The organism is Spirosoma endophyticum (assembly GCF_900112365.1).
Lineage (GTDB): Bacteria > Bacteroidota > Bacteroidia > Cytophagales > Spirosomataceae > Spirosoma > Spirosoma endophyticum.
This window is the reverse complement of sequence record NZ_FOLQ01000001.1, coordinates 897,208-922,937: the sequence shown is the minus strand read 5'-3', so window position 1 is coordinate 922,937 and position 25,730 is coordinate 897,208. Positions and strand designations below refer to the sequence as shown.

The 25,730-nt window shown below is 49.7% G+C and carries 26 protein-coding genes; 10 read left to right on the top strand and 16 right to left on the bottom strand.

Features of this window, described 5'->3' with window-relative positions; translation table 11 throughout:
• Nucleotides 1-8: 8 nt before the first annotated feature.
• The 4 genes from BM202_RS03615 to BM202_RS03600 all read right to left on the bottom strand — a co-directional run bounded on the left by BM202_RS03615 (nucleotide 9) and on the right by BM202_RS03600 (nucleotide 4,124).
• The gene (locus BM202_RS03615) at nucleotides 9-2,576 is read right to left on the bottom strand and encodes a DUF5686 and carboxypeptidase-like regulatory domain-containing protein (RefSeq protein WP_093823076.1); all 2,568 of its coding nucleotides are present in this window, start codon (nucleotides 2,574-2,576) and stop codon (nucleotides 9-11) included.
• Nucleotides 2,573-2,950: a GtrA family protein gene (locus tag BM202_RS03610; RefSeq protein WP_093823075.1), complete on the bottom strand. Its 378-nt coding sequence runs from the start codon at nucleotides 2,948-2,950 to the stop codon at nucleotides 2,573-2,575. Before BM202_RS03610 ends, BM202_RS03615 begins: the two co-directional genes overlap by 4 nt.
• A 5-nt stretch (nucleotides 2,951-2,955) precedes the next feature.
• On the bottom strand, nucleotides 2,956-3,417 hold the full coding sequence (locus tag BM202_RS03605; RefSeq protein WP_093823074.1) for a phosphatidylglycerophosphatase A family protein: 462 nt from the start codon (nucleotides 3,415-3,417) through the stop codon (nucleotides 2,956-2,958).
• Nucleotides 3,418-3,503: 86 nt separating this feature from the next.
• Nucleotides 3,504-4,124, bottom strand: coding sequence for a TetR/AcrR family transcriptional regulator (locus BM202_RS03600; RefSeq protein WP_093823073.1), 621 nt, complete (start codon nucleotides 4,122-4,124; stop codon nucleotides 3,504-3,506).
• Between the two features lie 274 nt (nucleotides 4,125-4,398).
• On the opposite strand from BM202_RS03600, the gene BM202_RS03595 reads away from it, so the two are divergent.
• A complete protein-coding gene (locus tag BM202_RS03595; RefSeq protein ID WP_093823072.1) occupies nucleotides 4,399-5,277 on the top strand; it encodes a PfkB family carbohydrate kinase in 879 nt (292 codons plus the stop codon).
• A 298-nt stretch (nucleotides 5,278-5,575) separates the two neighbouring features.
• On the opposite strand, the gene BM202_RS03590 is transcribed toward BM202_RS03595, so the two are convergent.
• From BM202_RS03590 to hemN, 7 genes are all read right to left on the bottom strand, one after another.
• Complete coding sequence (locus tag BM202_RS03590) at nucleotides 5,576-6,583, bottom strand: GRP family sugar transporter (RefSeq protein ID WP_093823071.1); 1,008 nt, start codon at nucleotides 6,581-6,583, stop codon at nucleotides 5,576-5,578.
• Nucleotides 6,584-6,632: 49 nt separating this feature from the next.
• Nucleotides 6,633-6,944: a hypothetical protein gene (locus tag BM202_RS03585; protein ID WP_093823070.1), complete on the bottom strand. Its 312-nt coding sequence runs from the start codon at nucleotides 6,942-6,944 to the stop codon at nucleotides 6,633-6,635.
• A gap of 268 nt (nucleotides 6,945-7,212) precedes the next feature.
• On the bottom strand, nucleotides 7,213-7,437 hold the full coding sequence (locus BM202_RS37085; RefSeq protein WP_177236494.1) for a hypothetical protein: 225 nt from the start codon (nucleotides 7,435-7,437) through the stop codon (nucleotides 7,213-7,215).
• Nucleotides 7,438-7,735: 298 nt separating this feature from the next.
• Complete coding sequence (locus tag BM202_RS03575) at nucleotides 7,736-7,975, bottom strand: hypothetical protein (RefSeq protein WP_093823068.1); 240 nt, start codon at nucleotides 7,973-7,975, stop codon at nucleotides 7,736-7,738.
• A 376-nt stretch (nucleotides 7,976-8,351) separates the two neighbouring features.
• Nucleotides 8,352-9,380, bottom strand: coding sequence for an alcohol dehydrogenase AdhP (adhP, locus tag BM202_RS03565; RefSeq protein WP_093823067.1), 1,029 nt, complete (start codon nucleotides 9,378-9,380; stop codon nucleotides 8,352-8,354).
• A gap of 237 nt (nucleotides 9,381-9,617) precedes the next feature.
• Nucleotides 9,618-10,439: a universal stress protein gene (locus tag BM202_RS03560; RefSeq protein ID WP_093823066.1), complete on the bottom strand. Its 822-nt coding sequence runs from the start codon at nucleotides 10,437-10,439 to the stop codon at nucleotides 9,618-9,620.
• 70 nt (nucleotides 10,440-10,509) lie between these two features.
• Entirely contained in the window at nucleotides 10,510-11,874 is a 1,365-nt protein-coding gene (gene hemN, locus BM202_RS03555; protein WP_093823629.1) for an oxygen-independent coproporphyrinogen III oxidase, read from the bottom strand.
• Between the two features lie 154 nt (nucleotides 11,875-12,028).
• Here hemN and BM202_RS03550 point away from each other — a divergent pair, with 154 nt between their 5' ends.
• Entirely contained in the window at nucleotides 12,029-14,485 is a 2,457-nt protein-coding gene (locus BM202_RS03550; protein WP_093823065.1) for a heavy metal translocating P-type ATPase, read from the top strand.
• Between the two features lie 342 nt (nucleotides 14,486-14,827).
• Here the strand turns inward: BM202_RS03550 and BM202_RS03545 are convergent, their stop codons facing one another.
• From BM202_RS03545 to BM202_RS03535, 3 genes are all read right to left on the bottom strand, one after another.
• Nucleotides 14,828-15,586 (bottom strand): SDR family NAD(P)-dependent oxidoreductase, encoded by a 759-nt coding sequence (locus BM202_RS03545; protein WP_093823064.1) that lies wholly within the window; start codon nucleotides 15,584-15,586, stop codon nucleotides 14,828-14,830.
• A 112-nt stretch (nucleotides 15,587-15,698) separates the two neighbouring features.
• The gene (locus BM202_RS03540; RefSeq protein WP_093823063.1) at nucleotides 15,699-16,322 is read right to left on the bottom strand and encodes an NADPH-dependent F420 reductase; all 624 of its coding nucleotides are present in this window, start codon (nucleotides 16,320-16,322) and stop codon (nucleotides 15,699-15,701) included.
• 61 nt (nucleotides 16,323-16,383) lie between these two features.
• On the bottom strand, nucleotides 16,384-17,136 hold the full coding sequence (locus BM202_RS03535) for a glucose 1-dehydrogenase (protein WP_093823062.1): 753 nt from the start codon (nucleotides 17,134-17,136) through the stop codon (nucleotides 16,384-16,386).
• A gap of 104 nt (nucleotides 17,137-17,240) precedes the next feature.
• Between BM202_RS03535 and BM202_RS03530 the strand changes: the two genes are divergently transcribed.
• Nucleotides 17,241-17,621: a winged helix-turn-helix transcriptional regulator gene (locus BM202_RS03530; protein WP_093823061.1), complete on the top strand. Its 381-nt coding sequence runs from the start codon at nucleotides 17,241-17,243 to the stop codon at nucleotides 17,619-17,621.
• 244 nt (nucleotides 17,622-17,865) lie between these two features.
• Here the strand turns inward: BM202_RS03530 and BM202_RS03525 are convergent, their stop codons facing one another.
• The gene (locus BM202_RS03525) at nucleotides 17,866-18,615 is read right to left on the bottom strand and encodes an acyl-CoA desaturase (protein ID WP_093823060.1); all 750 of its coding nucleotides are present in this window, start codon (nucleotides 18,613-18,615) and stop codon (nucleotides 17,866-17,868) included.
• 222 nt (nucleotides 18,616-18,837) lie between these two features.
• Here BM202_RS03525 and ccoS point away from each other — a divergent pair, with 222 nt between their 5' ends.
• The 7 genes from ccoS (at nucleotide 18,838) to BM202_RS03495 (ending at nucleotide 25,228) form a co-directional block, all read left to right on the top strand.
• A complete protein-coding gene (ccoS, locus tag BM202_RS38090) occupies nucleotides 18,838-19,059 on the top strand; it encodes a cbb3-type cytochrome oxidase assembly protein CcoS (protein ID WP_245776505.1) in 222 nt (73 codons plus the stop codon).
• A complete protein-coding gene (gene ccoN, locus BM202_RS03515; RefSeq protein ID WP_093823059.1) occupies nucleotides 19,056-21,266 on the top strand; it encodes a cytochrome-c oxidase, cbb3-type subunit I in 2,211 nt (736 codons plus the stop codon). Before ccoS ends, ccoN begins: the two co-directional genes overlap by 4 nt.
• 102 nt (nucleotides 21,267-21,368) lie before the next feature.
• A complete protein-coding gene (locus BM202_RS37080; RefSeq protein WP_177236493.1) occupies nucleotides 21,369-21,539 on the top strand; it encodes a hypothetical protein in 171 nt (56 codons plus the stop codon).
• Nucleotides 21,540-21,554: 15 nt separating this feature from the next.
• Nucleotides 21,555-22,394, top strand: a complete 840-nt coding sequence (locus BM202_RS03510; protein WP_093823058.1) for a cbb3-type cytochrome c oxidase N-terminal domain-containing protein — start codon at nucleotides 21,555-21,557, stop codon at nucleotides 22,392-22,394.
• 161 nt (nucleotides 22,395-22,555) lie between these two features.
• Nucleotides 22,556-24,040 carry a cytochrome c oxidase accessory protein CcoG gene (gene ccoG / locus BM202_RS03505; RefSeq protein WP_093823057.1) on the top strand — a complete coding sequence of 495 codons (1,485 nt, stop codon included), beginning with the start codon at nucleotides 22,556-22,558 and terminating at the stop codon, nucleotides 24,038-24,040.
• Between the two features lie 64 nt (nucleotides 24,041-24,104).
• A complete protein-coding gene (locus BM202_RS03500) occupies nucleotides 24,105-24,527 on the top strand; it encodes a FixH family protein (RefSeq protein ID WP_093823056.1) in 423 nt (140 codons plus the stop codon).
• Nucleotides 24,524-25,228: a sulfite exporter TauE/SafE family protein gene (locus BM202_RS03495; protein WP_093823055.1), complete on the top strand. Its 705-nt coding sequence runs from the start codon at nucleotides 24,524-24,526 to the stop codon at nucleotides 25,226-25,228. The genes BM202_RS03500 and BM202_RS03495 overlap by 4 nt, the downstream gene beginning before the upstream one ends.
• Nucleotides 25,229-25,283: 55 nt before the next feature.
• On the opposite strand, the gene BM202_RS03490 is transcribed toward BM202_RS03495, so the two are convergent.
• Nucleotides 25,284-25,595, bottom strand: coding sequence for a thioredoxin family protein (locus BM202_RS03490; protein WP_093823054.1), 312 nt, complete (start codon nucleotides 25,593-25,595; stop codon nucleotides 25,284-25,286).
• Nucleotides 25,596-25,730 lie beyond the last annotated feature (135 nt).

Sequence of the window (25,730 nt, the reverse complement as noted above, 5' to 3'; positions counted from 1 at the left end):
GTTTTATGTTAAAAATCAAAGGTGGCGCGGGCGCGGATACCCCATTGAGACACATTTGGATGATCTAGATAATTAAGTCGTTTGACCAGGTCAATCCGGAAAAACTTCAGCACATTAGCTACACCAGCACTGGCTTCGATATAGGGCGTTCGGGTTAACGTGTATGTAGAAGGCACACCCTGGGCATCGGTTGGGAACTGGTACAATGACGGATTCTGCTGTGGATCATTCTGACTCCGTAAACCACCGTATAACGCTTTGATCGAAACCGCTTCCCGCCATTTCAGCTTTTTGAATAACGGGATTTTATTGAAGAAAAATCCATTAAATGAGTGATCTATGTCTACACTGGCGTAGTGATCGCTGACAAATTCCAGAAAATTCATCAGGTTATACGAGTTTAACTGATACGCATAGGTTTGGTTGGCCCGGTGAATCGTCAGGAGAGGGAACGGCACCTGGCCGAAAATATAGCCACCCTGTAGCGTTACGTTTGAATACCCCAGTTGGGATAGGAAAAAGCGTTTGCTGATACTGCCGGTCAGGTTTTGATAGTTGTATGAACTATTGAGCAACCCTTTTACACCAGCGGCAAATCGTAGGGTATATACTGGATATTTGCCCACAATCGGCACCCGGTAAATCTTGCCCTGATAGAATTGCTCATTGGGCGCCCAGCGCGTTTCCACCGAAAACTCAGACGTTATCACCGTAGGCGATGGAGTATTTTCATCGTCGGTGGCTCGCTTAAACTGCAAGGCTCCCGCGGGCGCCTGCTGCCAGTTCTTAAAGCCAAAGCTGTAGGAGAAGTGATTTTCAAACTCATGAACGTAGTCAATGCGCCAGGTGTCATTATAAAGCCACTTGTCGTTGACTCCCCGTTTGAAGGATAGCAAAAAGTTATCTTCCTGCACAAACTGAAGCTCCTGCCCCGGAATTTTCGTGTCGCGCTGGAAGCTCGCCCGAACATAATTTTGCGGAAACTGGTAAATTGACTTGTTGTTGATTGAGTACGTTCCACTCAGAAAATACTTCCAGCGCTCGTCCTTAAAGCCATAAGCTGCATACGTTTCGGCGTAGTAGCGTTTGCTTAATTCAGGTGTGGTACGTCCCCCCAGCCGTAATCGAAACCCCTCGACCGGATTGAAGCTGTAGAACGTATTGGCCGGCCCTACCTCAAAGGCACCGAATGATTTGTAACCAGCCAGTAAGAATGTCAGCGTACTCATCGTGCGCCGGAACGAGGGCATTCGTTTCAAACTGTCAATATTCGCGTATACTTTCGATTCGGCGGCCGAGAGTGTATCATGGCGGCTTTCTCTCCAGAACTGGTCGGGCTTGGCGTCGGCATCGGCCGCTACGACCTGTTGCTGACCATCATAAAATTCATCGGAGTGGGCTTCGTTTGTTTTATAGTTTCGATAGGAGAGGGTTCGCTGACCGAAGATGCCGCCCCCCTTGCCTTTGCTGATCCCGAAGTCGGCCAGTAAATCACTTTTGCTGAGATAATACCGTCCGTCCGTATTCTGCTCAAACTGCTGGTGAATCTGTAAATCGCGTACCCAGTTCAGGTTGATCTTTGGGTTTATCGATAGATTAATTCGCTGCACCGCATAATTGCTGTCCATCGTTACATACATCTTGCCTTCAAACAGCATGTCGGTAGCGTTGCGGGGCACGAAGTTCAATCCGATCAGTTTGGCTTTGCCAACTGTAAGGGTATCCGCCAGATAAAACTGGTAAAATGTGGGCGCGCTGCTGGCAATAGGACTCAGGAACTGGTTGGTCATCAGGAAAATCGAATTCGAATAAATATCGACTTTCGAATACATCCGATTTAAGTAGAGACTGAGTCCGTTATTATCGAAATACTGACCGAAATCAACCCGTTTTTTGCCTTTAACAATGACCTTTTCCTTCTGTGGACTTTTGCGATAATACGTATCGGAAACTTTTTCTTCCAGATAAACCGGCAATAGAGATTTGCCCGGCAACGTGAGGGTATCCCGATTATCGAGCAGGAATTTATATTTCTGGAAGATTTTCCGCTCCGATACTTTTGTCGACAGGCTGCTTAAAGAAAACTGTAATTTGTCGTATTCCTCATACGACGCGAAGTCATAATGGCCAATCTGGTTCTGCTCCCGGTGGCTGATCACATTTCGAATCAGTTCGACCGCCGGGTTGTTTTTATTCCGGTAGCGCTCCCGTTTGCCGCTACGAATAACGACTTCATTCAGGAGTTGAGAGTCTGGTTCCAGCCTCATAATCACTTGCTGGCTTGTGCCGGGGGTGATCGCTTTGGTAACGGATTTATAGCCAATAAATGAAACGGCTACTTTCGTAAAATTTCCAGTAGCTGTTAACGTATAAGCACCTCGTTCGTTACTGGTGGTACCAATGGTAGTGCCCACAAAAACGATATTGGCAAACGACAGGGGCTGGTTTGTAGCCCCGTCGATAATGATTCCAGTAACAGTAGTCACCTGTGCGCGGGTTAAACCAGAACACAAAAACAGTAACCCGCTCAAAAGCAGGACTGTTCGGTAAGACGCGCAACGGAGTAAATAGTTCATGACATGGTGAAGACGAAGTCTTTCTGTAAAAAATAATTGTAGCTGATACCGACCAGAATACCTACGACTGTTTTGGCTACTAGGTATTGGACGCCTAAAAAATGAGTAGTAACAAAAAGTCCGGTAGCATTTGCACCGGCATTTCCGAGCCAGACAAGCACAAATCGACTGAATTGTGAGGCAACGGGCTGACGGCTTTCAGCAAATGTCCATTTTTTTGATACGATAAAACTGACAAGTCCGCCAACAACAGCCCCGGTTACACTGGCCGATAAATACCAGTAATGCCACAGCTGAACACAAAGAACAGTGGTTAAAAAGTCAATGCCGCTAGCTAGAAGAGAAGTGGCCTGAACCTTAAAGAATGTTCGCATACGTTTTATAAAAGTCTCAATATCAAAGCCCCCTGCAAAAGCAGGTTCGCGTACAGGCCAGCCAGCAGATCATCTAGCATAACCCCCCAGCCCCCCGGCAGTTTCTCTAGTTTTCGAATGCCAAAAGGTTTGCCAATGTCGAACAGACGAAATAATACGAGCCCCGCCAGCAGGCTTTTTTCGGTAATCGGAATAAACAGCAGACTAAGGCACATACCGGCTACTTCGTCAATAACGACCCGGTAGCTGTCTTTTCCCCACTGCGCTTCGACCGCATTCGCTGACCAGATCCCAACAATTGTAATCACCAGGGTGATCAGCATCGGCGCAAAAAAAAGATAGCCAACAGGTCGGGCTGTGCTAAGATGAGCTACGTACCAGACAGCGCAACAGGCAACGGAGGCTACTGTTCCGCCCCCTTTGCGGATGTAGCCAATACCCAAACCGGTAGCTATTAATTTATGCATCGATTAACGTATGTATCTAAAACAAGACCTGGTCCGCTATCATCCGACTAAAGACCATTGCCACACAAAGTGAAAAAAGAACAGTCTTACGACGCAGTTTCTGGTATGAATAAAAAATTAATAATCATCTGAGTAATAAGCTGTTTGTGATCTTCTGCATACGTATCGAACGCTTCTTCATCCATTTGCCAGGTACTCATTGTAATGGCTTTGCCCAGAAAAATAAACTGGGTGTTCGACAGCAGCAGGCTCAATACATGCTGCATTTTAACGGGGCGCACGACACCCTTGTCGATAGCTTCCTTAAGCTGCAACTCAAAAAGTAAGGCCGTCTGGGTCTTAGCCGACTGTATAATGTTTATTAATTGGTCTGGGTTTCGGTGTAATTCATTCAGAACAAAAATACATAGGCTCGGGTTGCGCTTAAACGTCTGAAAATCATGGTCTATCAATTCAATTATTTTCTCTTTCAGGCTAATGGGCTTATTGAGCACCGTGATCATTCCCTGAAAGAAAAGATGAAGCATTTCCTCGAAGACCGACGCGAACAGTTTTTCCTTACTGCGGAAATAGTAATTCATCAAGGCGCAGTTCAGGCCAGCTTCCCTGGAAATATCCCGGGTGGTAGCGCCTTCAAAGCCCTTTTGTAGAAATATTTTCCTGGCGGCTTCCTTAATTTTCTCTTCAGTCGAACTAACAGATAGCATCTTTACTGCGGTTTGATGCAGTAAAGATACCGCCGGTTATTTATATTTGTCAAATGTTTTAATCAAATGTTTAAACTATATGATTAAAGCATTTGATTATATTGTATTATTAAGAACATTAGCCAAATGTTAATGTTAAAATAATCGACATACCTCACAGATGGTTTAGAAATAGAAGCGAAATGCTTTTTCAGTAGTGAAGGCATCAACTTTTTACCCCTTAAACGTAGTTATCACAGGAAGTATAGATATCACAGGAAGATAGACACAAAATATGACCGACATCTGCACGATTGGCCACATCTCACTGGATAAAGTTGTTACCCCTCAATCGGTGACATACATGCCGGGCGGAACCTCGTTTTACTTTTCCAAAACGCTTTTGCAAGCTGATATTGAGTATAAATTGGTAACCGCTCTTGCGCTGCAGGATCACCATATAGTTGATGATCTGCGTTCGGAAGGCATCGACGTTTATACCTTACCGAGCGCGCATACTGTTTATTTCCAGAACAGTTATAACGACGATCAGGATTATCGGGAACAACAGGTATTAAGAAAGGCATCTCCTTTCAGCGTTTCGCAGATGCCTGACCTAACCGCTAAAGTGTACCATTTAGGACCACTATTAGCCGATGATATTCCCGTAAAGCTGATTCAGGATTTGTCGAAAAAAGGGCTGGTGTCGTTGGATATACAGGGGTATTTACGACGTGTCTGGCATAAAAAAGTAGTCTATCAGGACTGGGCGGCTAAGAAAAAAATACTGCCCAGCGTGACTATTTTGAAAGCAAATGAGTCTGAAATGGAAATTGTTACCGGTCGCAGGAATGCCAGAGAGGGAGCCCTATACCTGGCTGATCTGGGTGTGCGGGAGGTGATCATAACGCTGGGTAGCAAAGGGTCGCTCATCTATACCGAAGGCACATTTTATCAAATTCCGGCCTTTAAACCAACTGTCGTTGTCGATGCTACGGGCTGTGGTGATACGTATATGGCCGGCTATTTGTGGAAGCGGGTACAAGGTAGTCCTGTGGAGGAGGCTGGAGAATTTGGTGCAGCGCTGGCTACCTTAAAAGTAGGTTCGTCTGGTCCTTTCTCTGGGTCTTCCGAGCTGATTGCAACCTTATTGGAACAGGGTGTTTTGAGTTGACCGAGCATTTTTAACGGTCTGATTCTCTAGACCGTTCACCCAATCTGAGAGTTCAGTTAATGATTTGAATGTGGCCTGAAGCCAAAGTTAAGTAGTTACTGTATAGGCTATTATGAGCTCAATAAGTTGTGTGGAATAGCCCTTTGGTAAATGATCCCAATTGAACAGTATGCGCTTGGTTATAATTTATAATCACAACTTTTAGACAATTCTGACGCCATGTATCCCGTAGCAGCTGACGTGTTCTTTGGATGTTGTAGCTTAATGCCTTCTCAAATTAATAGAATAGAGATGTCAGTCAGGATCTGGCCAGACTAATTAATACTAGGCCAGCCAGGTAAGTGACACCCATCAGCCAGAGGTAGCGGCTGGCTTTTGGTGGAGCACCTTCAAACTCTTTCCAGTAAAATATTCCCCAAAACACCGAAATGATGGTCGCTCCCTGACTAAGGCCATACGACACCGCATCACCTGCCTGTTTGGAGCCGATCAACAGAGCGATCATTCCAATACCCCAGAGCAGCCCGCCCGATAAACCAATAAAGTGCTCACGGGGGCCTGTTTGCTGGTAACTTAACTGGCCATCCTGATCCGGGAAAGCAAACCGTCGGACCAGATACTCAATCAATGGGTTGCTTACCACCAAGCCAACGGCAAACAAGGCACCCCCCGTATAAGGAGTTAAAAAACCAATCTCTGGTTGGCTTAAGTCTTTAGCCAGTGTTGACGAAATAAGCCGGAAAAAGAAGCCTGTAACCAGCCCACCGCCCAGGGCGATCCAGATGCCTTTGTTTCCAGCAGAACCTTCATCCGTGTCAGCGTTATCCTGCTTGGTCTGATAAGCCAGCGCACTAAAACCCATAGCTCCCAGTATGGCTCCGCCACCAATGGCCAGCATGGCTACGCTACCTTTTGGCTCAGCCAGATAATTGATAACCAGCCCGATCGCCAGCGACAGGCCAGTACCTACGGGCATCGCGATAGAAATTCCAGCCATACTAATGCCCACCGTGAGCAGCATATTGCCTAAATTAAACACAATGCCAGCTGCCAGAGCCAGAAGTATATTTTTCAACTCAGCCTGTTGGATGTCGTTTATCACCGAACGGCCCTGATCACCAAAGCTGCCTAAGGTAAAGGCCAGTGCCAGCGATACCAATAAAATGCCATATACATAATCCCGGTAGAAAACGTAAAGTGGCGCTGATTGAGTGACCGATTTCTGGGCATTGGTCCAGGAACCCCAGCAAAGCATGGTGAGTAGACAAAGCCCAAAAGCCAGTGCTGGCTGCTTAATGATGAACATGGTTTTAGGGTAGTTGCACAGCAGGAAAATTTGCTACTTAACGGACGTATTAATCTTCATCGTGGTAGGGCGTACCCGTTGTTACCTTGCCGCCACTTGTCCATAAACCGCCCCCTTGTTTCCCACCATTTTTTGTATTCTCTCCACTGGGGCCATCCTCCTCCGGATTGCGGTCAGGCGCTTGATCGGGATCATAATTATCGGCATGACTACTCACATAGGGAGTTTCGCCAGGACTACTGGTCACGGGACTCTGCTCCGAGCGGGTCTGGGCTAAACTCTCGCTATTTTCCGGATCGTATTTCGACGGTTGACCAGAAGATTCAGTATCAGGACAACGCTGGATGATTGAATTGATCATGCTGGTTGTTGTTTATGCACGTGTACATAACGTATTGAACTCCTCAACAGGCTAGTCGCCAACCCAGTCGTCTTCTTTCACAATTAGTAAGCGAACGGTCCAGCCGGCTGGCAGAGCCCTGATACGGACTTGTTACACCATGGGATACTGGTTGTTCTGGTGGTATTGGCCTGTATAATAAATTTGACCTTTTCGGCCAACGTTCCTAATTCACCAGTCAGTTTCGGCAACATATTGGTACTCAGGCCAAAGATAAAGTTTTGCAAAATTAGCAGGCTAATAACGGTCGCATCACGAAGCCATGTCGAGACCCATTTATAGTAGGGGCGGTGACCAGTACCGAAGCGCCCGATAGGCTGGCACCCGTAATGGCGTTGTCTATTATCTGCTCTCGAATTGATTGAGCTGTTGTGGTGAGTTGGCAGAATACCCAAAGTAAGCTGGATGGTAAGAGCAGCAAACGAAGTAGGCGTTTTTCATAGTCAATTCTCAACGTGAATTTTTCGGACGGTTCGTTTTTCGACGGAGTTTTTCAGTCTATAAAACCGCCATTTTTCACATTCATTGACAACGAATCGGTTAATGTTTGAACTTGCCGCCAACTTTCAGTCGTAGTGCTTCACCTGCTTTCTGGTCTTGGACCCAACGGGACTCTTCAATATCAACGTGACCTGCTCGATCGGCTACTGACCAAACAGCGTATCCAAAACTATGCCCTGGGACAAACTAAGTAGGTGTCCATAAAAAAGGCGTCTTCGAGTGAAGACGCCTTTACTCATAGATGAGTTCGTTTAACTATAAGGGGGCTTGCCAATATCGACTTTCCCATCCGCATTTCGGTTCGGATGAGTTGTGGCGGTGTCGTCATCCTCATCATCCTCCGATGGCGTCGGATCGATACCACTCAGGGGCGTATCGTCGGGTGAGTCATTGCCGGGTAAGGTCGTTGCCTTGTCGGAGCGGTCGCCTAGACCGGCAGGCGAAATAGCCTGTTTAGCCCGAAGGATGTCCTCTTTATCTTCGTCTTCCATGTTAATTTGCGTTTAAAAATTTGCGTTGAGTTCCTTTCCGTTAACAACCTGTCAGGATGAAAGTTTAGGCATTCGCCAGGTAAGTAAGCAAACGAAAGCTTTTTTTAAGTATGGACTCAACCGCATGAAACCACAACAGCGGGGCTATAGGGCGCTGGTTGGCTCCATGAGGACCAATGTACGGGAAGAGGGTAGTTCCGTATACGTAGCGACCAGATCAGCCCTTCAGAGATTTGCCGAAAGCGTTCGAAAGGAAATGAGGATTTTCAGCTGTATCAACGTACGCAAAAACTAAGCTTCGCTGGTATCCGGATAAGAACGTTCGGCAAGTAAATGTGCAATATGAAGTCGTATTTGGGTGATCTCACTAACTGTCCTACTCAATACGCAGCACAACCCGCCCATTCACCTTGCCCGCCGTCATATCAGCGAGTACCACATTGATATTTTCCAGTCGGTCGCTCTGATAATGAACTTTCACCTTTCCCTCAGCGGCAAAAGCCAGGCTCTCGACCAGATCCTGCCGGGTGCCCACAATCGACCCCCGAACGGTTTTTCGAGTTAAGACCAGATCGAAGATGTTCAGGTCAAAATTGCCCGGTGGCAGTCCGACTAGGGCTATCGTGCCATGACGACGCAGCATCCCGACGCCCTGCGCAAAGGCAGATCGGGATACTGCCGTGACCAGTACGCCGTGTGCCCCTTTAATCCGTTGCTGGATCGCAGTAACGGGATCTTCATTGGCTGCGTTAATCACCAACTCGGCGCCTACGCTTTTGGCCAGTTCTAATTTGTCGTCCTGAATATCAACGGCGGCCACACGCATACCCATTGCTTTGGCATACTGAACAGCCATATGCCCCAGGCCACCAATACCTGAAATAACTACCCACTGACCAGGTTTGACTTCAGTTTCTTTCAAACCTTTATAGACTGTAACGCCCGCGCACAAAATAGGCGCAGCCTCCTCAAAGGATAGTGAATCAGGTAAGTGACCCACAAAGTTGGGGTCAGCCAGTACGTATTCCGCATAGCTTCCCTGCACCGAATAGCCCGTATTCTGCTGGCTCTCGCAGAGGGTTTCCCAACCCGTAAAGCAATGTTCGCAGTGACCACAGGCCGTGTACAGCCACGGGATGCCCACCCGATCCCCAAGTTTAACTTGCGTTACCCCCTCACCAATGGCCACTACGGTACCCACCCCCTCATGACCCGGAATCAGCGGTAACGTTGCTTTAACCGGCCAGTCGCCATTGATGGCATGTAGGTCCGTATGGCAAACCCCGCAGGCTGCCACCTTTACTAAAATTTTGCCCGGCGTTACAGGCGGAACAGGAACCATTTCAAGCTGAAGTGGCTGGCCATAGGCTCGGGCAACGGCTGCCTTCATCGTAGTGGGTATCATAAGTTGATTGAGTAAGGGTGACATGAGCTAGCCAGAGCGATCTCGAACTGAGTAAACAAAAGTTGGCTGGCGAATCAGGTAAGGACATGACCACAATCAGGAAACAGGAAAATCCTGGTCAGGCAATCGAACGATAGCTGGCAAAACAATGAATAGGTCGGCAATTAGTAAGGCCAGACTCTGAATTCTCTGGAACGGGTTGGTCATGAGTCGCCGATTTTACATCGCAGTAAGTCGTTACACAATCGCCAGGAGCGGAATGTCCGTCAGACGAGCGGTACGTTCGGTTTCGCCATCCACAAATAGTTGCCGTAGCCAGTTGTGTGGCTGGGGAAGCATCATGATCAAATCAGCCTTATTGGCATGGGCAAAGGTCAGCAGGCTTTCATAGACGTCCTTTCCGGGCAGAATTGTCAGCGTATGAGGTATCTGAATCAATAAGTGACGGATGTGCTCGGCTCTGTGGCGGACCACTGGGTCATTGGGTTTGTCATTGATGCACAGTACGTTGATGATACAACCCAACTGACGGGCAAACCCAATGGCAGTATCCAGAACGACCGCGTCGGGGGGCGTGTCGAGGTCAATGCCCAACACTACGTTCCGGATATCGGCATACTTGGCAGAAGGGGGAATAAGCAGCAGGGGAACATTCGTTTGAGCGACCATTTCGGTGGCCACACTGCCCATTAACTGAGCACTTTGCGGAGCTGTACCCACTGTCGACATAATCAGTAAATCCGCTTTTTTATCCTGCGTAACCTCGCGAATGGCCGGCATCGCATACCCTTCTTTCGTAATGCATTGAATGAGTACGTCAGTCCCATATGTTTCGTGCAGCTCATGCGCCAGATGGTTAAGACTCTTCTGGCTGTCGTCGTGCATGGCGCGGGGACTAAGTGCGAAATTGCCGCCTGTTTCAGCAGGATTCGCTGGCCAGAAATGGAATGCATTCACTAAAATCAACTGGGCATGCTGGGCACGCGCCAACTGCATGGCGAAATGCGTGGCCCGGTTCGCATTGGGTGAAAAATCAGTGGCAGCAACGATGGTTTTCATGAGTATAATGGGTTTGTAAACGTTCGTTTATTGACAATACAGTAAGGTGATAGGAGCGGTACTGAGCGCATCAAACGGTTTGTGAAAACAACCGTTCGGTACGTTGGGCACGGGTCAACTGACGATCGAAGGTCATGCAGATATTTCGTAGGAATGGACGCCCTTCGGGTCGAACCCACAGGCTCGTCTCGTCGTAATCCAGCAGACCGTCCATGCAGAACTCATCGAGCTTCTGGCTCAATACGTCCCATTCGGCATCGCTCCAGTCGTCCACAGCCCAACTGGTTTTGAATTGGCACATGATGTCCAGAATCATCCGGCGAATTCTGCTGTCTTCGTGGGTCAATAAATGGCCTCGCTGGATGGGGAGCTCGCCCATCAGTACGCGGTGTTGATACGTATCAACGTCTTTTTCGTTCTGCATAAAGGCCGTCCCTACATCGCTGATCGCCGACACGCCAAGACCCAGCAAAACGTCGGTTCGGGTAGTTGTGTAGCCCATGAAATTACGGTGTAATCTGCCCGACTGCGTGGCCTTGTACAGTGGATCGTGCGGCAGCGCAAAATGGTCCATACCAATCTCGGTATAGCCACCCGCCTGCAACAAATCACGACCCAGTTCGTATAGTTCGCGTTTGGCTTCGCCGGTTGGCAGGTCTTCATCCCGATAACCGCGTTGACCATTCCCCTTGATCCAGGGGATGTAAGCGTAGGAGTAAAACGAAATCCGGTCGGGACGTAGCGTCAGGGTTTTGGCGATGGTTTTTCGAATCGATTCGGGTCGTTGAAAGGGCAACCCAAACACCAGATCGTGGCTAATGGAGGTATATCCGATCGCCCTCGCCTGTTCGGTAACGCGCTGTACGTTGGCAAACGGCTGATGGCGATGAATGGCAAGCTGTACGGTGGGGTCATAATCCTGCACGCCAAAACTAACCCGCCGAAAGCCAAAGTCATACAACGTTTGCAGGTGTTCCTGCGTCATATTGTTGGGGTGACCTTCCCAGCCAAAATCAGGGTTTTCCGTCGGGTCGGCCCACTGAAACAGACCGGTCAGTAATCGCCGAAGCTGGCCGGGCGAAAAAAAGCTGGGGGTTCCACCACCTAAGTGCAGTTCCGCAATGCGTGGCCGCTCCGGTAACCACTCGCAATACAAGGCCCACTCGGCCAGCAACGTATCGATGTAGGGTTGTTCGACGCCGTGATTTCGGGTAATGCGTTTATTGCAGCCACAAAACGTACAAAGGCTCTCGCAGTAGGGCAGGTGAATATACAGACTGATTCCACTCGCGTAGTTGCTTTCGGCAAAGGCAGTGGTCAGGCGCTGTTGCCAGTCATGCCGATTAAAGGCTTCCGTGTTCCAGAATGGTACGGTCGGGTAGCTGGTGTAGCGGGGTCCAGCTACGTTGTACTTAGCGATCAGCGAGTCAGTCATTGATGCAACCTGACCCATTTGACGTAGGAATCAGGTTGCTCAAAGTTCGCTGCCTACAGTCGATGCGATGCCAATCAGAATCAGGTATTGACCTGATTTATATCAGCCACTGTCCAATTGACTCTTGCCATTTTTGAGGAAAATTCCGGCGTCTATGACCATCGCTCAGCCAACGAAGACCGTCTGCTATCACTGCGGCAGCAACTGCCCATCCGATACGAAACCTATTTTATTCGACGATAAATCCTTTTGCTGCCAGGGTTGCCAGACAGTTTATCAGGTTCTGAGCGAACATCAGCTTTGTCAATACTACGACCTGAATTCATCGCCGGGCAGTTCCATGCCGGGCAAACCAGAATTGAATCGAACGGCTAAACCTGACCATTTAGCTTTTCTGGACAATCCAGACATTGCGGGGCAACTAATCGACTTTCAAAACGACAACGTAGCGCACGTAACGTTTTACATCCCCGCCATCCATTGTTCGTCCTGTTTGTGGCTGCTTGAACACCTGTACCGACTTGAGCCGGGCGTCCAGCAAACCCGCGTCGACTTCCTCAAAAAACAGGTTCATGTGGTGTTCAACCCCGCCCGGATCTCGTTACGTCAGGTCGCCCAACTACTCACTTCGCTGGGTTACGAGCCGCTCATCAGTCTCAACGACGTAGTGAAGCAGCAGCAGAAACCTACGTACCGACCCCTACTGTACCGGCTGGCCGTAGCGGGGTTCTGCGCGGGAAACATCATGCTTTTTAGTTTCCCCGGATACCTGGGCCTGGATGATCCAACGTTCAAACACGTATTTGGCCTGCTCAATTGGCTGCTGGCCACACCCGTTGTCTTTTATTCGGGGTCTGGCTACTTTGCATCGGTCTGGAAAAGCCTGCGTCGGGGCGTTCGTGGTAGGCTTATCAACATCGATTTTCCAATTCTGCTGGGGATTCTGGTCGCCTATTTTCGGGGTACCTATGAAGTCCTGGCCTTGGGCGGAGCCGGGTACTACGACTCAGTCAGTGGGTTGATTTTCTTCCTGTTATGTGGTAAATGGTTTCAGGAACGCACCTACGATTTTCTCTCCTTCGAGCGCGATTATAAATCGTACTTTCCGTTGGCCGTTACTCGTTTAGGGGGTAGGGCAGGGGGCGACGGGCAAAAAGAAAAAGCTGAAAATATTGAATTCGAAACAGCCATACCGATAGCTGACCTGCGCAAGGGCGACCGTATCCGCGTTCGTCATGGCGATTTGATTCCGGCCGATGGGTTGCTGTACCGGGGCGATGGACTCCTCGATTATTCGTTTGTAACGGGTGAATCGGAGCCGGAGCGTAAGGAGCCAGGGGCTTTGCTCTACGCGGGCGGGCGACAGATGGGCGGCAGCATCGACCTCGAAATCGCGCGCGACGTATCGCAAAGCTACCTGACCCAACTCTGGAATAACGATGCGTTTAAAAAAGACCAGTCGAGCAAAACGCGAACTTTCGCCGATGCCGTCGGTACCTATTTTACATTGACGGTCTTAACGCTGGCTACGCTGATTGGCACGTACTGGTATGTCTGGGCTGGTCAACCTGCCACGGCCGTGAATGCGTTTACGGCTGTTTTGATTGTAGCCTGCCCGTGCGTGCTGTCGCTGTCGTATCCGGTTGCGCTGGGACACGGCTTGCGGCTATTGGGTAAACGCGGTTTTTACCTTAAGAACGCGAACGTCATCGAACAGCTTACCCGTTGCGATACGGTCGTTTTCGATAAAACCGGTACGTTGACTACACCGGCCTCGAAGTCGGTAAATGAATGCTTCGAGCAGCCGCTATCCCTTCTTGAGCGGGCCATGCTTCGAGCCGTTGTCAGCCAATCGGCGCACCCGCTTAGCCGCCGATTGAGCCAGTATTTAGCGGATGGATCACCGATGATCGTCGAGAGTTTTACCGAACTACCCGGTCAGGGCATAATTGGGCTCGTGGATGACTACCTAGTGAAAATTGGCAGTGCGGCTTTTGTTGGCGCGGGCTATGAGTCGGGCAGCTCGACTGTTCACGTGCGTATCGACGGTACGTATCGTGGTCATTTTCAGTTTGCCGGACAACTGCGCGACGGGCTGGCTGATATGCTGACGGCTTTACGAAAACAAGGCAAGCAGCTTTATGTATTGTCGGGAGATACGGACGCCACGCGCGCCGATTTGCAGTCCTGGTTTGCTAACGATGCGATGACGTTTAATTGCCAGCCGGAAGACAAACTCGATTTTATTGGGGAACTGCAACGTAGTGGTCGGAAGGTTCTGATGATTGGCGATGGGCTGAACGATGCGGGTGCCCTGAAACAGGCTGATGTTGGTCTGGCCGTAACCGACGATACGCTCCAGTTCACGCCCGCCAGCGACGCCATACTGGAAAGTCGATCACTACGTAATTTGCCCAACTTTCTGAATTATAACCAGTATGCCATGCGGCTCATCCGGTTCAGTTTCGGCGTGTCGCTGCTGTATAATCTGGTCGGGCTGTCGTTTGCTGCCACGGGTCACCTGTCTCCGATCGTGGCTGCAGTGCTTATGCCGCTGAGTTCAGCTACGATGGTTTTTATTGCGACCGTCGGCATGCGCCTACGAGCCTGATTAGAGTAAGTTCACTCCATAAGTTAGGGCTGTGGATGGCGGCTTTTAGCGTGTTCCTAAGTTAATGAGCGCATATAATATAACAGGCCGATCCGAGCAAATGCCTGAAAAAGCATTCTTTTTTTTATCATATATTTCTTGAATTACCTTATAAATGTCTCGTGAAAGGAACATTTTACGAGAACCAGGAAGTAGAGTTCATTAATGCTAAATTGATGTCACCAGCACGGGTTTTGTCATCCGTTTTGTTTGTTAGTTAAACGGGTTATCCGAAAAGCAAAAGCCACGGATAACTGGTGTATCTGTGGCTTTTTGAGCTAAGTAATGGTTATTGCTGCTGATTTAAAAGCCATACATACCACCCGAAACCGAAATTTGCTCTCCCGTAATCCAGGCTGCATCATCCGAAGCCAGAAATACGGCAGCTTTCGCAATATCTTCTGGCTGGCCTCTGCGGCCAAGCGGGGTATTGGCAATAAACATTTTTTCATACTCACTACCGGCAGTTACACCCGCACTGGTTGCCCCTTCGGTTTCCGTAGCACCCGGCAAAATCGAATTGATACGAACGTTTTTTGCTCCCAGTTCTTTCGACAACGAAATCGTTAGGGCATCTAATGCCGCTTTCGTAGCAGAATATAACGACACGCCCGCCATCGGCGATTTGCTGGCACCCGAACTGATATTGATGATCGTGCCGCCGGTATCGCCAAACAGGTTTAAAGCTGCCTGGATGATAAGTACAGGGCCCAACACATTGACGTTGAAATGCTGATGAAAAGCGGCTACTGATGCCTGTTCAACAGGTAGAAATTGCTGAAAGACTGCGTTGTTGACCAAAATATCCAAGGTGCCGAACGCCTTCTTTGTTTTGTCAAACAGCCTGGTTACATCGTCTTCATTCGATACATCAGCTTGTACCGCAATGGCTATGCCTCCCTTATTTGTTATCTCTTTCACCACGTTATCGGCGGCTTCTGTACTGGAGGCATAATTCACAACCACCTTTGCGCCTTCTGCCGCAAAGTGTTTTGCGATCGATGCACCTATTCCTTTTGCAGCACCGGTAACGACCGCTACTTTGTTTTTCAATTTACTCATTACGTTTATTTATTAATGGGTGAGCGACAAACTCAGTTTAGTCGCTTCAAATAACCTGTGGTTCTCTTTGTCCACCAAGCAGGATCGCATTGACAGTTGCGATCACGATTCATCAGCCGAACTTGACCAGGTCCTTAAAGATCAGTTGACCCCAGCTGTTTCCGCGCGCATGCACAAGCAGTCCGCCTTCCGAAAGGCCGCCAAGTTGGACGGGTGAAAAACCAAGGTTTTCCGCGAGTGCACCAATCTCCGCTGCTGCGTCGTCATCGTCGCTCGCCAGGAACACGACACGCCTGCCACCCTGTACAGCCGGATCTTGTCCAAGGACGGCAGCGCCCAAATGGTTGAAACCCTTAACCAGTTTTCCACCCGTGAAGGCCTGTGCGACGACCCTGCCGGAAGGCTGTCCTCCCAGCTTTTCAGGGGGCACGCCGTAGGCATTGGTCACATCGACGATGGTCTTCCCCTGCCAGGTGGGCAGCGCCTTCGCGACATCCGGGTGCGCTTCAAAACGCACCGCCAAAAAGAGGATGTCCGCCTTGACGGCTTCCGCCAGTGTGGTAGGAATGATCGTGGGGCCGATTGCGGCTGCATCGGATGCAAAGCTTTCCGGGTCGCGCGTGGTTGCCACGGATACCTCAATGCCTTTGCGGGCAAACGCCTTGGCCAGGGTCTGGCCGATTTTACCGAAGCCAATTATGGCGTAGCTCCCTTCTTTATTTTCTGATGTAGTCATTTTGAGAATTGTTTTAATTAGGTAATGGCACGAATTTGACCTCGTGCCAGCGTGGGGTCAATTACCTAGCCAAGTAGGTCATACCCCCATCAACAAGTAGTTCAGCGCCCAGCATAAACGAAGAATCATCGGAGGCCAGGAAAACCGCTGTTTTACCAATGTCAGCGGGTTGCCCAATTCTCCCTACCGGCATGACACCCGCATAGTGTTGTTTTACCGCTTCAAGTTGTTCTGCGGGAACAAACTTGTCAAATGCGGGTGTATCCGTTGTACCGGGTGTTATGACATTTGCTCTGATCTTTCTAGCTAAAAGGTCGCTTGAAAATCCTTTTGCTAAATAGATTACTGCTGCTTTGGCAGCCCCATAAAGCGAAAATGAGGAATAGGACCGATGGGCTGCATTTGACCCGATAAGAATAATCGAGCCACCATCATTCATGTAGGGCAGTGCTTTTTGAACTGTGAAGTAGACACTCTTCAGGTTCAGATCCATTGCCTTGTCATAATCGGCTTCGCCGGTATCTGCCACCGTTCCTATTGTTCCACCACCCGCATTGGCTACAACCACGTCTATTTTACCAAATTTCTCCGCTGTTACTTTAAACACTCTTTCCAGGTCGGTAAGGTTGGTTACATCCGCATTGATGGCTATAAACTTATCGCCAAGCTGAGCCGCAGCACTCGCTAACGTTTCCTGATTTCTACCGACAATCACGCCTACAGCCCCTTCATGTTTAAACTCCTGGGCAATGCCCAATCCAATGCCACTATTACCCCCTGTGATCACGGCAACTTTGCTTGTTAACTTACTCATTTTAGCTACTTTTACATTTGTTTCGCAAAGGAACCATCAATAGTTTATTTTTGAAACTACAATAGTATATTCTGGTTACTAGTAGGTAACTACAAATTTTAACGATGAAAGACGACCGGTTTTGCAACTCGAATTGCCCGTTTACGAGAGCTATTGGCACTATTGGTAATAAATGGAAGCCAATCATTATCAATGTACTTGGCACCCGTACCATGCGTTTTGGTCAGTTAGATGCCATCGTACCCCACATTTCAAGGAAAGTATTGTCCGAGCAGTTAAAAGAGTTGGAAGAAGATGGCTTATTGGAACGATTGGCTTATAAGGAACTACCGCCTAGAGTAGACTATAAGTTGTCTGAAAAAGGCTTAGCTTTTTTGCCAATTTTAGAAAACATAAAAGAGTGGAATTTAAAATATGAAGTAGCTACAATCCCCAAAGAGACTGATTATAAATGGAGTAAACTCCCCCAAGATGGCTTATCCTAAAAAGACTGGAACTGGCTCATTAGTAGAATGCTAGTGTGTTTAGTCCGTCTTTAATAACGCCCGTTTCGTGCGACGAGAATACTAACTGATAAAATCAGCTAAATACTGGTTAAAACGATTGTAAGAATTGCGCCTGGGTTTGTGAGACACTACTTGGCTGGTGCCAAATCAACTGACACTACTATTGACGGCCAAGCAGGCTTTCTAGTATTTAGAAAGCCTGCTTGGCTTGGCCATGGGCCTTCTACATATACGCTTCGTCGCGACCTACGCGCAGCTTCACGATTTTCAGCGCATTGAGTATCTTCAGAATTGGATAAGCCGGATCGAACTCGTGCCAGCGGAAGCCGCCGAAGTTGGCCCGGCCACCGTATTTGTGGTGATTATTGTGATACGATTCGCCCATCATTAGGAAATCAAATGGCAACAGATTTTTGGCGGTATCGTCTACCTCGAAATTCGTATAGCCGTAGCGGTGGGCGTACCAGTTAATGATGGCGCCGTGGATGGGTCCCATCAGAAAATGCACCGGTAGCAGCAGAAATAACCAGGGCGACGTAGCAAACTGGATATAAAACAGGGTATAAAGTGTCCCCCACGCTATCCTGACCGGCCAGCGCCCACCGAAACGCTCCATCCATTCCCAGTTCGGCACTCCCTTTTTGAACTTCGCCGGAATCGAGTCCCGGTTGTTCTTGATGTCGCTGTAAAAGAGTCGCGTTTTCCACATCATATCGAACAGGTTTTTAGAATACTGTGGAGAATGTGGATCATCCTCTGTATCGGCATGGGCGTGATGCAATCGGTGCATAATGCCGTAGGCACGCGGACTCAGGAACGACGAACCCTGCCCAACAAACGTCAGTACGTAAAAGAATTTTTCCCACCCCCTGCTCATGGTGAACATCTGATGGGCGGCATAGCGGTGGAGAAATAAGGTCTGCATCAGCACCGACAGGTACCAGTGCGCGAGGAAAAAAGCGAGAATGATCATCAGGAAAGGAGCCCACAGTTGGAGTAGGCCGTTTAACGCATTAACGTGAATTGCGGCAAAAGTAGGTAGTCGGGTTTGCCCCGTTCCTGACTGTCCTCAACGTATCACCTGAGTTTTGTTAATCCGGTTGATAGCCTGATAGAACTCAGCTAATGCCCTGACGAAACTCATTCATCGCCTACCAGATTTCACGCACTTTTGGCCTATCAAACGCCACCAGGAATGTCAATACTCTTTTTTATGATTGGAATCAGCCTGATGATGGCACTTGGATTTCTGGGCGCTTTCATCTGGTCGATGCGTACCGGGCAGCAGGATGATCTTTACACACCCTCGCTCCGAATGCTGCTCGATGACAGTCCGCCCGATGAGTTGCCCAACGTAGTAATACCCTCTGAATCAAGCCGTCGTATCTCTCCGAAAACTTCTACTACTGCCGTATGAACGTTAGCACAAACAAACCAATCATCATTATTTCGCCCGATCGGGCGGCTATCGGGCAACCGCCACCGGGCCAGCAGCCCGTTATCGATCGATTCGCCTACGACAATACCACCGTCCGTAATTTTGCGGTGGCTACCATTATTTGGGGTATCATCGGGATGCTCGTTGGGGTGATTGCCGCTACGCAGTTGTTTGCGCCAGCGGCTAATCTGGGTAACCAATACACGACGTTTGGGCGTATCCGGCCCCTGCACACCAATGCGGTGATTTTCGCCTTTGTGGGCAACGCCATTTTTATGGGCGTCTATTATTCGCTGCAACGGCTCTGCAAAGCCCGGATGTTCTCGGACCTGCTCAGTAAGATTCACTTCTGGGGCTGGCAATTGATTATCCTCTCGGCGGTGGCTACGTTACCACTTGGGCTGACAACCTCGAAAGAATACGCCGAACTCGAATGGCCGATCGACATTGCCATTACGTTGATCTGGGTCGTGTTCGGTATCAATATGTTCGGTACGATTATCAAGCGTCGAGAGCGGCATTTATACGTAGCAATCTGGTTCTACATCGCTACGTTCGTCACCATCGCGGTGCTGCACATCATCAATTCGATGGCCATTCCGGTTACGTTCCTCAAAAGTTATTCGCTGTATGCCGGGGTGCAGGATGCGCTGGTGCAGTGGTGGTATGGCCATAATGCGGTGGCTTTCTTCCTGACAACGCCGTACTTGGGCATGATGTATTACTTCCTGCCCAAGATGGCCAACCGCCCGGTGTACTCCTATAAACTCTCGATTCTGCACTTCTGGGCCTTGATTTTCCTGTACATCTGGGCTGGTCCGCACCATTTGCTCTATAGCTCGCTGCCCGATTGGGCGCAGTCGCTGGGGGTGGTGTTCTCCATTATGCTCATTGCGCCGTCCTGGGGTGGGATGATCAACGGCCTCCTGACGCTACGGGGTGCCTGGGATAAAGTGCGCGAAGACGCCATTCTGAAATTCATGGTCGTCGGCCTGACCGCCTATGGTATGGCGACGTTCGAAGGACCCTTGCTGTCGCTTAAAAACGTAAACGGCATTGCCCACTTTACCGACTGGATCGTTGCGCACGTTCACGTGGGGGCGCTGGGCTGGAACGGATTTCTGACGTTCGCTATGCTGTACTGGCTCATTCCCAGGATGTACCACACGCCTTTGTTCTCGAAGAAACTGCTGAATACGCACTTCTGGCTGGGTACGTTAGGCATTCTGTTCTATGCCGTGCCGATGTACATTTCGGGCTTTACACAGGGAATGATGTGGAAGGAGTTCACGCCGGAAGGCACGCTACGGTACAGTAACTTCCTGGAAACTACGCTACAACTACTACCCATGCACCGGATGCGGGCCATTGGTGGTGTGCTCTACTTACTTGGCGCTATCCTGATGGGGTACAACCTCTTCAAAACGATGGCCGCCGGCACGTTGACCGCTAATGAACCCGCCGAAGCACCCGCCTTGCCCAAAGCCTACGTACCAACAGGCAGTGATACGTATTGGCACCGCTGGTTCGAGCGCAAACCCATCCCGCTACTGGTCGGTTCGTTAGTTGTGATTTTGATCGGTTCGCTGATTGAACTGGTGCCGACGTTCATGGTGGAGAGCAACGTACCAACCATTTCGGCGGTGAAGCCATATACCGCTCTTGAAGTGGAAGGACGGGATCTGTATATCCGGGAGGGTTGCGTGAACTGCCACTCTCAGATGGTACGTCCCTTCCGCTCCGAAACCGAACGGTACGGTGAGTACTCCAAGGCGGGTGAGTTCGTGTATGATCACCCATTTCTGTGGGGCAGCAAACGGACTGGTCCCGATCTCCACCGCGAAGGTGGCAAGTATCCTAATTCTTGGCATTATTATCACATGCAGGACCCCAGTTCAATGTCACCCGGCTCAATTATGCCACCTTATCCCTGGCTGCGGGAACAAAAGCTGGACGTATCCAACACGGCGGATAAGCTGAAAGCGCTTCGCAAAGTCGGTGTTCCGTACGAGGACGTAGCGATCCAGTACGCGAACGTTGACTTGCAAAAACAGGCGGGCGGCATCAGCAGCCAGTTAGCCAAAGACGGCATCAAAGTCCAGCCCGACCGGGAAATCGTAGCCCTTATTGCCTACCTCCAACGACTGGGTACGGATATTAAGAAAATGGAAACGGTTAACAAATGATGAATTATAAATGACGAATGATGAGTACCCATCCATAGCTTATCATCGCACCGGCGACCCGGTCATCATTTATAATTCATCATTCATCATCCCTTTAAAGTCATGTTCAAGCAATTTATCTCCAAAATTCCGGGTGCGGATCTCTACATGGTGGGTTCATTTCTGACCCTCTTCCTCTTTTTTGTGCTGGTTGGTCTGTATTTGTGGCTGGCCGATAAAAACCACATGGGCCAGATGAGCCGCCTGCCGCTCGATGATTCCTCCACCGATTAACCTACGCTATCTCTCATGAATCTGTTTTTAATCTTTTTATCGAGTGATCCAGTCAGATCGATCTGGGCGATTGAGTCGGGTGAGGAGCTAGCACTGCTTTTACTGGCAACACTGCTGCTGGTCGGTATGATCATGGTGGCGTTCGTGGCGGTGTATCTGATGCTCATCCTGCGAAAAGCGCTGGGGCAGGAACCCGCTGCCAAACCCGTCGATCCCCGTACGCTCTGGCAACGTATCGCCGGACTGCATGCGCTCAGTCAGGAGAAAGACCTGACGCTGGAGCACGCTTACGATGGCATTGAGGAACTTGACAACCCGACGCCACCCTGGTTCATGAGTCTGTTTTACAGCACCATTGCGTTCGGAGTCGTTTATCTGTTCGTGTTTCATGTGTTCAAAGTGGGCGATCTGCAAACCGCTGAATACACCCAGGAAGTGGCGATGGCCGATCAGCAACGCGAGATATACATCAAAAAAGTGGCTGGGTCGATCAACGAAAATACGGTTGCTTTCATGAAAGAGCCAAAAGCACTCGATGCCGGAAAGGCTGCGTTTCTGCAAAGCTGCGTCGCCTGTCACGGGCAGCAGGGGCAGGGGGGCGTTGGGCCTAACCTGACGGATGAGTACTGGCTGCATGGTGGTACCATAAAAGCAGTCTTTCATACTATTACCGAAGGGGTTCCCGAAAAGGGCATGATGTCGTGGAAAAAACAACTTAATCCGTTGCAGGTACAACAGGTCGCCAGTTACATTCTGTCGCTACAGGGCACCAAACCCGCCGGAGCCAAAGCCCCGCAGGGTACTAAAGAAGTGCCGAACGTGCCAGCGCAAACCGACAAGGTTGCCGTCCGGTGATGAAAACAAGCACCCCACCCCCGTCCCCTCCCCTTGAAATAAGGGGAGGGGTGAAGCAGGATTAAATAGGGTAGAGAATATGGCTTGATGTTAGCCCCTCCCCTTATTTCAAGGGGAGGGGTTGGGGTGGGGTACAGCCCCCGAAACGATACTAAAAACCTATGAACACCGAACTCAACGTAACAACACCGGCCGATGACTATTTTCGGTCGCACTTGCCGAATCAGAACGAAAACGGGGGGCGGCAGTGGCTGTACCCGCGTGCTACGTCGGGACGATTCACAAAATGGCGGACGGTGGTCGCGGTTGGTCTGCTGGTTGCGTTGTTTGTCGGGCCATTCATCTGGGTAGATGGGCATCCCTTGTTTCTGTTCAACGTACTGGAACGCCGGTTTATCTTTTTCGGCGTAACCTTCTGGCCCCAGGATTTTTACCTGGTCGCCATCGGCCTGATTACGTTCATTGTGTTCATTACGTTGTTTACGGTGGTTTTTGGTCGGGTGTTTTGTGGCTGGGCCTGCCCGCAAACGATCTTTATGGAAATGGTTTTTCGTAAAGTCGAAACCTGGATCGAAGGTGATTATAATGCTCGAAAACGACTTGATGCGGCTCCCTGGACAACCGAAAAAATTCTTAAAAAGACCGCAAAGCATGGGGCATTCTTCCTGGTATCCTTTGCCATCAGCAATACATTTCTGGTTTACATTATTGGACGGGATCAGTGGTCAACATTAATTACAGATAACCCTGCCCAACACCTGGCGGGCCTGACAACTATACTGGTCTTCACCGGCGTTTTCTACGGCGTATTCGCCTATCTACGCGAAATTGTCTGCACGACGATCTGTCCCTATGGGCGGTTACAAAGCGTATTGCTGGATAAAAATTCGCTCATCGTCGCTTACGACTACATCCGGGGTGAACCGCGCGGGAAAAGAGTAAAGAATGAAGAATTAAAAGTGAAAAATAACAGTACTACTCTTCATTCTTCACTATTAACTCATCACCTACCAAAAGGCGATTGCGTGGATTGTAAACTTTGTGTGCATGTCTGCCCGACGGGCATCGATATACGTAACGGAACTCAGATGGAGTGCATCAATTGTACGGCCTGCATGGATGCCTGTGATGAGGTGATGAGCAAGATCGACCGGCCATCGGGCCTGATTCGGATGGATTCGCAGCAGGGAATCGACACCCGGAAGCCCTTTCGATTTACGAAACGAATTATGGCGTATTCAGGTGTGCTGGTTTTGCTGCTGGGCGTGTTGGGTTTCCTGCTCATCAGTCGACCAGCACTCGACGTAACGATATTGCGGGCACCGGGGCAACTGTTTCAGCGCGAAGCCAATGGGCAGGTCGCCAACCTGTATTCGGTGGAGTTGATCAATAAAACCTACCGGGCGTTGCCAGTACGATTCCGGCTCAACCGCCCCGACGCTACGTTGCGATTTGTTCAGCCGCTCAGCCAAACCCAACCCGGCGAACTGACCCAAACCATGTTTTTTATCACACTGCCCGAAAAAGCCATTCATGCCGACAAAACCAGGTTGACAATCGACGTACTGACCGGCGATACCGTGGTCGATCAGGTCGAGACAAGCTTTTTAGGACCAATATCAATGGGCGAAAGAATGAAAGAGTGAATGAGCGAAAGTCAATTCGCGTCCGCTCTTCATTCACACTTTCACTCATTCACTCTTTAAAATTATGAACTGGGGAAAATCAATTGTACTCGTGTTTATTCTGTTTGCCGGATTCATCGGCACGATGGTCTTTTTAATGACTCGCCAGCATATCGACCTGGTGCGGGACGATTATTACCAGGACGAAATCGCTTATCAGCAGCACATCGACCGGCTGGCGCGCACGGCTCGTCTGCCTCAGGCACCTTCGCTACGTATTGATCCCGTCCGACAGGAAATCGACCTGAGTATGCCTGCCGACTGGCAGCAGGGCACCCTAACGTTTTACCGTCCGTCCAACCGCCAGCAGGACCAACGTATTACCCTTTCACCCGGCCAGCAACACGTTTCGACCGCTAAGCTGGGCAAAGGACGTTGGCGAGCCCAGCTCAACTGGTCGGCGGGCGGGCTGTCGTATTTTCATGAACAAACGTTTACCAAATTATGAGTCTCGTCTGGATTGCTGCCGCACTAACAACGGGGCTTGTCGGCAGCCTGCATTGTGTGGGTATGTGCGGGCCGCTGGCGATGGCGCTGCCCATCGGCCGATTGCCGGTCGGGCAACGCTGGCTGGCAATCGGCTTGTATCATCTGGCTCGTCTCATCGCCTACGCCGGGCTGGGCGTCGCCATTGGCAGTGTAGGGCAGGGGTTATTATTGATTGGCTTGCAACGCCCCCTGTCGATTGGCGCTGGGTTGTTTTTACTATGCTGGGTCCTGTTGATTCGAGGTCGGTTTAGTAGCTTAACCTCAGCAAATCCGATACGTTGGGTTGTAGGCCCAATGTCCCGATTTTTGCATCAGCCTTCCTGGCGATCTTTTGGGACGCTGGGATTTCTGAACGGTCTGTTGCCCTGCGGCTTTGTTTACGTCGCATTAGCAGGCGCCGTCGTTACGGGAAGTGCCCTTCATAGTGCGTTATATATGTTTTTATTTGGGATGGGTACGGTACCCGCGTTGTTGGCGATTCGACTCGTTCCAAACTTGTTTCCCGTGAAGTCGCGCCAGCGGTTTGTGAAACTGATGCCCGTTGTTACGGTTCTGTTAGGCATTTTACTCGTGCTTCGGGGTCTGTATCAACTACCGCATACGGGTCGGTCGGACCAACCCATTCCCCTTTGTCACGGGACAACGCTTGTCCTGAAATAAGGCAAGCGGTTTACTGAAGAAGTGAGTTTCCCCGCTAATTGACAGGGGATTTGATTTAACTATTAAGTAGCTGTTGCGACAATTGCGTGAGCATTTCTTCGTTGGGTGTACCTACTTGCCGCCATAATTCGACGCCCTGCTGCACCAGCACAAAAGCCGGGGTTTCGGTGATATCAAAACTGCGCACTACGTCGGGATGATTTGCCTCATCAATGCGCAGTACCCGAAGGCGATTACCCAACTGTTGTTGCAGAGAGTTTGCCAGGGCGACCAGCGACGGGTGTCGCTGTCGATCCAGCGGCATAAAGACCAACAGGACGGCCGACTTGGCGGGAATCAGGATCGGGTAGGAATAGTCGGGCATCATAACGAACGGCCTGGGGTACGTAATTAGTTGCTGAATAAATTATTGAATATGGCTGTAAAAATGGGAATTTGGTAAATAAAACAACCTGACGTTCGTCATGTAGGACACTGATTATTGGCTTGTTACTGAACGTTA

Coding starts and splice junctions, on each gene's coding strand:
- ccoN (WP_093823059.1), top strand. CDS start 19,056: ATGAACGTTAGCACAAACAAACCAATCATCATTATTTCGCCCGATCGG.
- BM202_RS03605 (WP_093823074.1), bottom strand. CDS start 3,417: ATGCATAAATTAATAGCTACCGGTTTGGGTATTGGCTACATCCGCAAA.
- BM202_RS37080 (WP_177236493.1), top strand. CDS start 21,369: ATGTTCAAGCAATTTATCTCCAAAATTCCGGGTGCGGATCTCTACATG.
- adhP (WP_093823067.1), bottom strand. CDS start 9,380: ATGATACCCACTACGATGAAGGCAGCCGTTGCCCGAGCCTATGGCCAG.
- BM202_RS03610 (WP_093823075.1), bottom strand. CDS start 2,950: ATGCGAACATTCTTTAAGGTTCAGGCCACTTCTCTTCTAGCTAGCGGC.
- BM202_RS03600 (WP_093823073.1), bottom strand. CDS start 4,124: ATGCTATCTGTTAGTTCGACTGAAGAGAAAATTAAGGAAGCCGCCAGG.
- BM202_RS03540 (WP_093823063.1), bottom strand. CDS start 16,322: ATGACTACATCAGAAAATAAAGAAGGGAGCTACGCCATAATTGGCTTC.
- BM202_RS03590 (WP_093823071.1), bottom strand. CDS start 6,583: ATGTTCATCATTAAGCAGCCAGCACTGGCTTTTGGGCTTTGTCTACTC.
- BM202_RS03510 (WP_093823058.1), top strand. CDS start 21,555: ATGAATCTGTTTTTAATCTTTTTATCGAGTGATCCAGTCAGATCGATC.
- BM202_RS03595 (WP_093823072.1), top strand. CDS start 4,399: ATGACCGACATCTGCACGATTGGCCACATCTCACTGGATAAAGTTGTT.
- BM202_RS03530 (WP_093823061.1), top strand. CDS start 17,241: ATGAAAGACGACCGGTTTTGCAACTCGAATTGCCCGTTTACGAGAGCT.
- BM202_RS03545 (WP_093823064.1), bottom strand. CDS start 15,586: ATGAGTAAATTGAAAAACAAAGTAGCGGTCGTTACCGGTGCTGCAAAA.
- BM202_RS03495 (WP_093823055.1), top strand. CDS start 24,524: ATGAGTCTCGTCTGGATTGCTGCCGCACTAACAACGGGGCTTGTCGGC.
- BM202_RS03585 (WP_093823070.1), bottom strand. CDS start 6,944: ATGATCAATTCAATCATCCAGCGTTGTCCTGATACTGAATCTTCTGGT.
- BM202_RS03560 (WP_093823066.1), bottom strand. CDS start 10,439: ATGAAAACCATCGTTGCTGCCACTGATTTTTCACCCAATGCGAACCGG.
- ccoS (WP_245776505.1), top strand. CDS start 18,838: ATGTCAATACTCTTTTTTATGATTGGAATCAGCCTGATGATGGCACTT.
- BM202_RS03550 (WP_093823065.1), top strand. CDS start 12,029: ATGACCATCGCTCAGCCAACGAAGACCGTCTGCTATCACTGCGGCAGC.
- BM202_RS03615 (WP_093823076.1), bottom strand. CDS start 2,576: ATGAACTATTTACTCCGTTGCGCGTCTTACCGAACAGTCCTGCTTTTG.
- BM202_RS03535 (WP_093823062.1), bottom strand. CDS start 17,136: ATGAGTAAGTTAACAAGCAAAGTTGCCGTGATCACAGGGGGTAATAGT.
- BM202_RS03500 (WP_093823056.1), top strand. CDS start 24,105: ATGAACTGGGGAAAATCAATTGTACTCGTGTTTATTCTGTTTGCCGGA.
- BM202_RS03490 (WP_093823054.1), bottom strand. CDS start 25,595: ATGATGCCCGACTATTCCTACCCGATCCTGATTCCCGCCAAGTCGGCC.
- ccoG (WP_093823057.1), top strand. CDS start 22,556: ATGAACACCGAACTCAACGTAACAACACCGGCCGATGACTATTTTCGG.
- BM202_RS03525 (WP_093823060.1), bottom strand. CDS start 18,615: ATGATCATTCTCGCTTTTTTCCTCGCGCACTGGTACCTGTCGGTGCTG.
- hemN (WP_093823629.1), bottom strand. CDS start 11,874: ATGACTGACTCGCTGATCGCTAAGTACAACGTAGCTGGACCCCGCTAC.
- BM202_RS03575 (WP_093823068.1), bottom strand. CDS start 7,975: ATGGAAGACGAAGATAAAGAGGACATCCTTCGGGCTAAACAGGCTATT.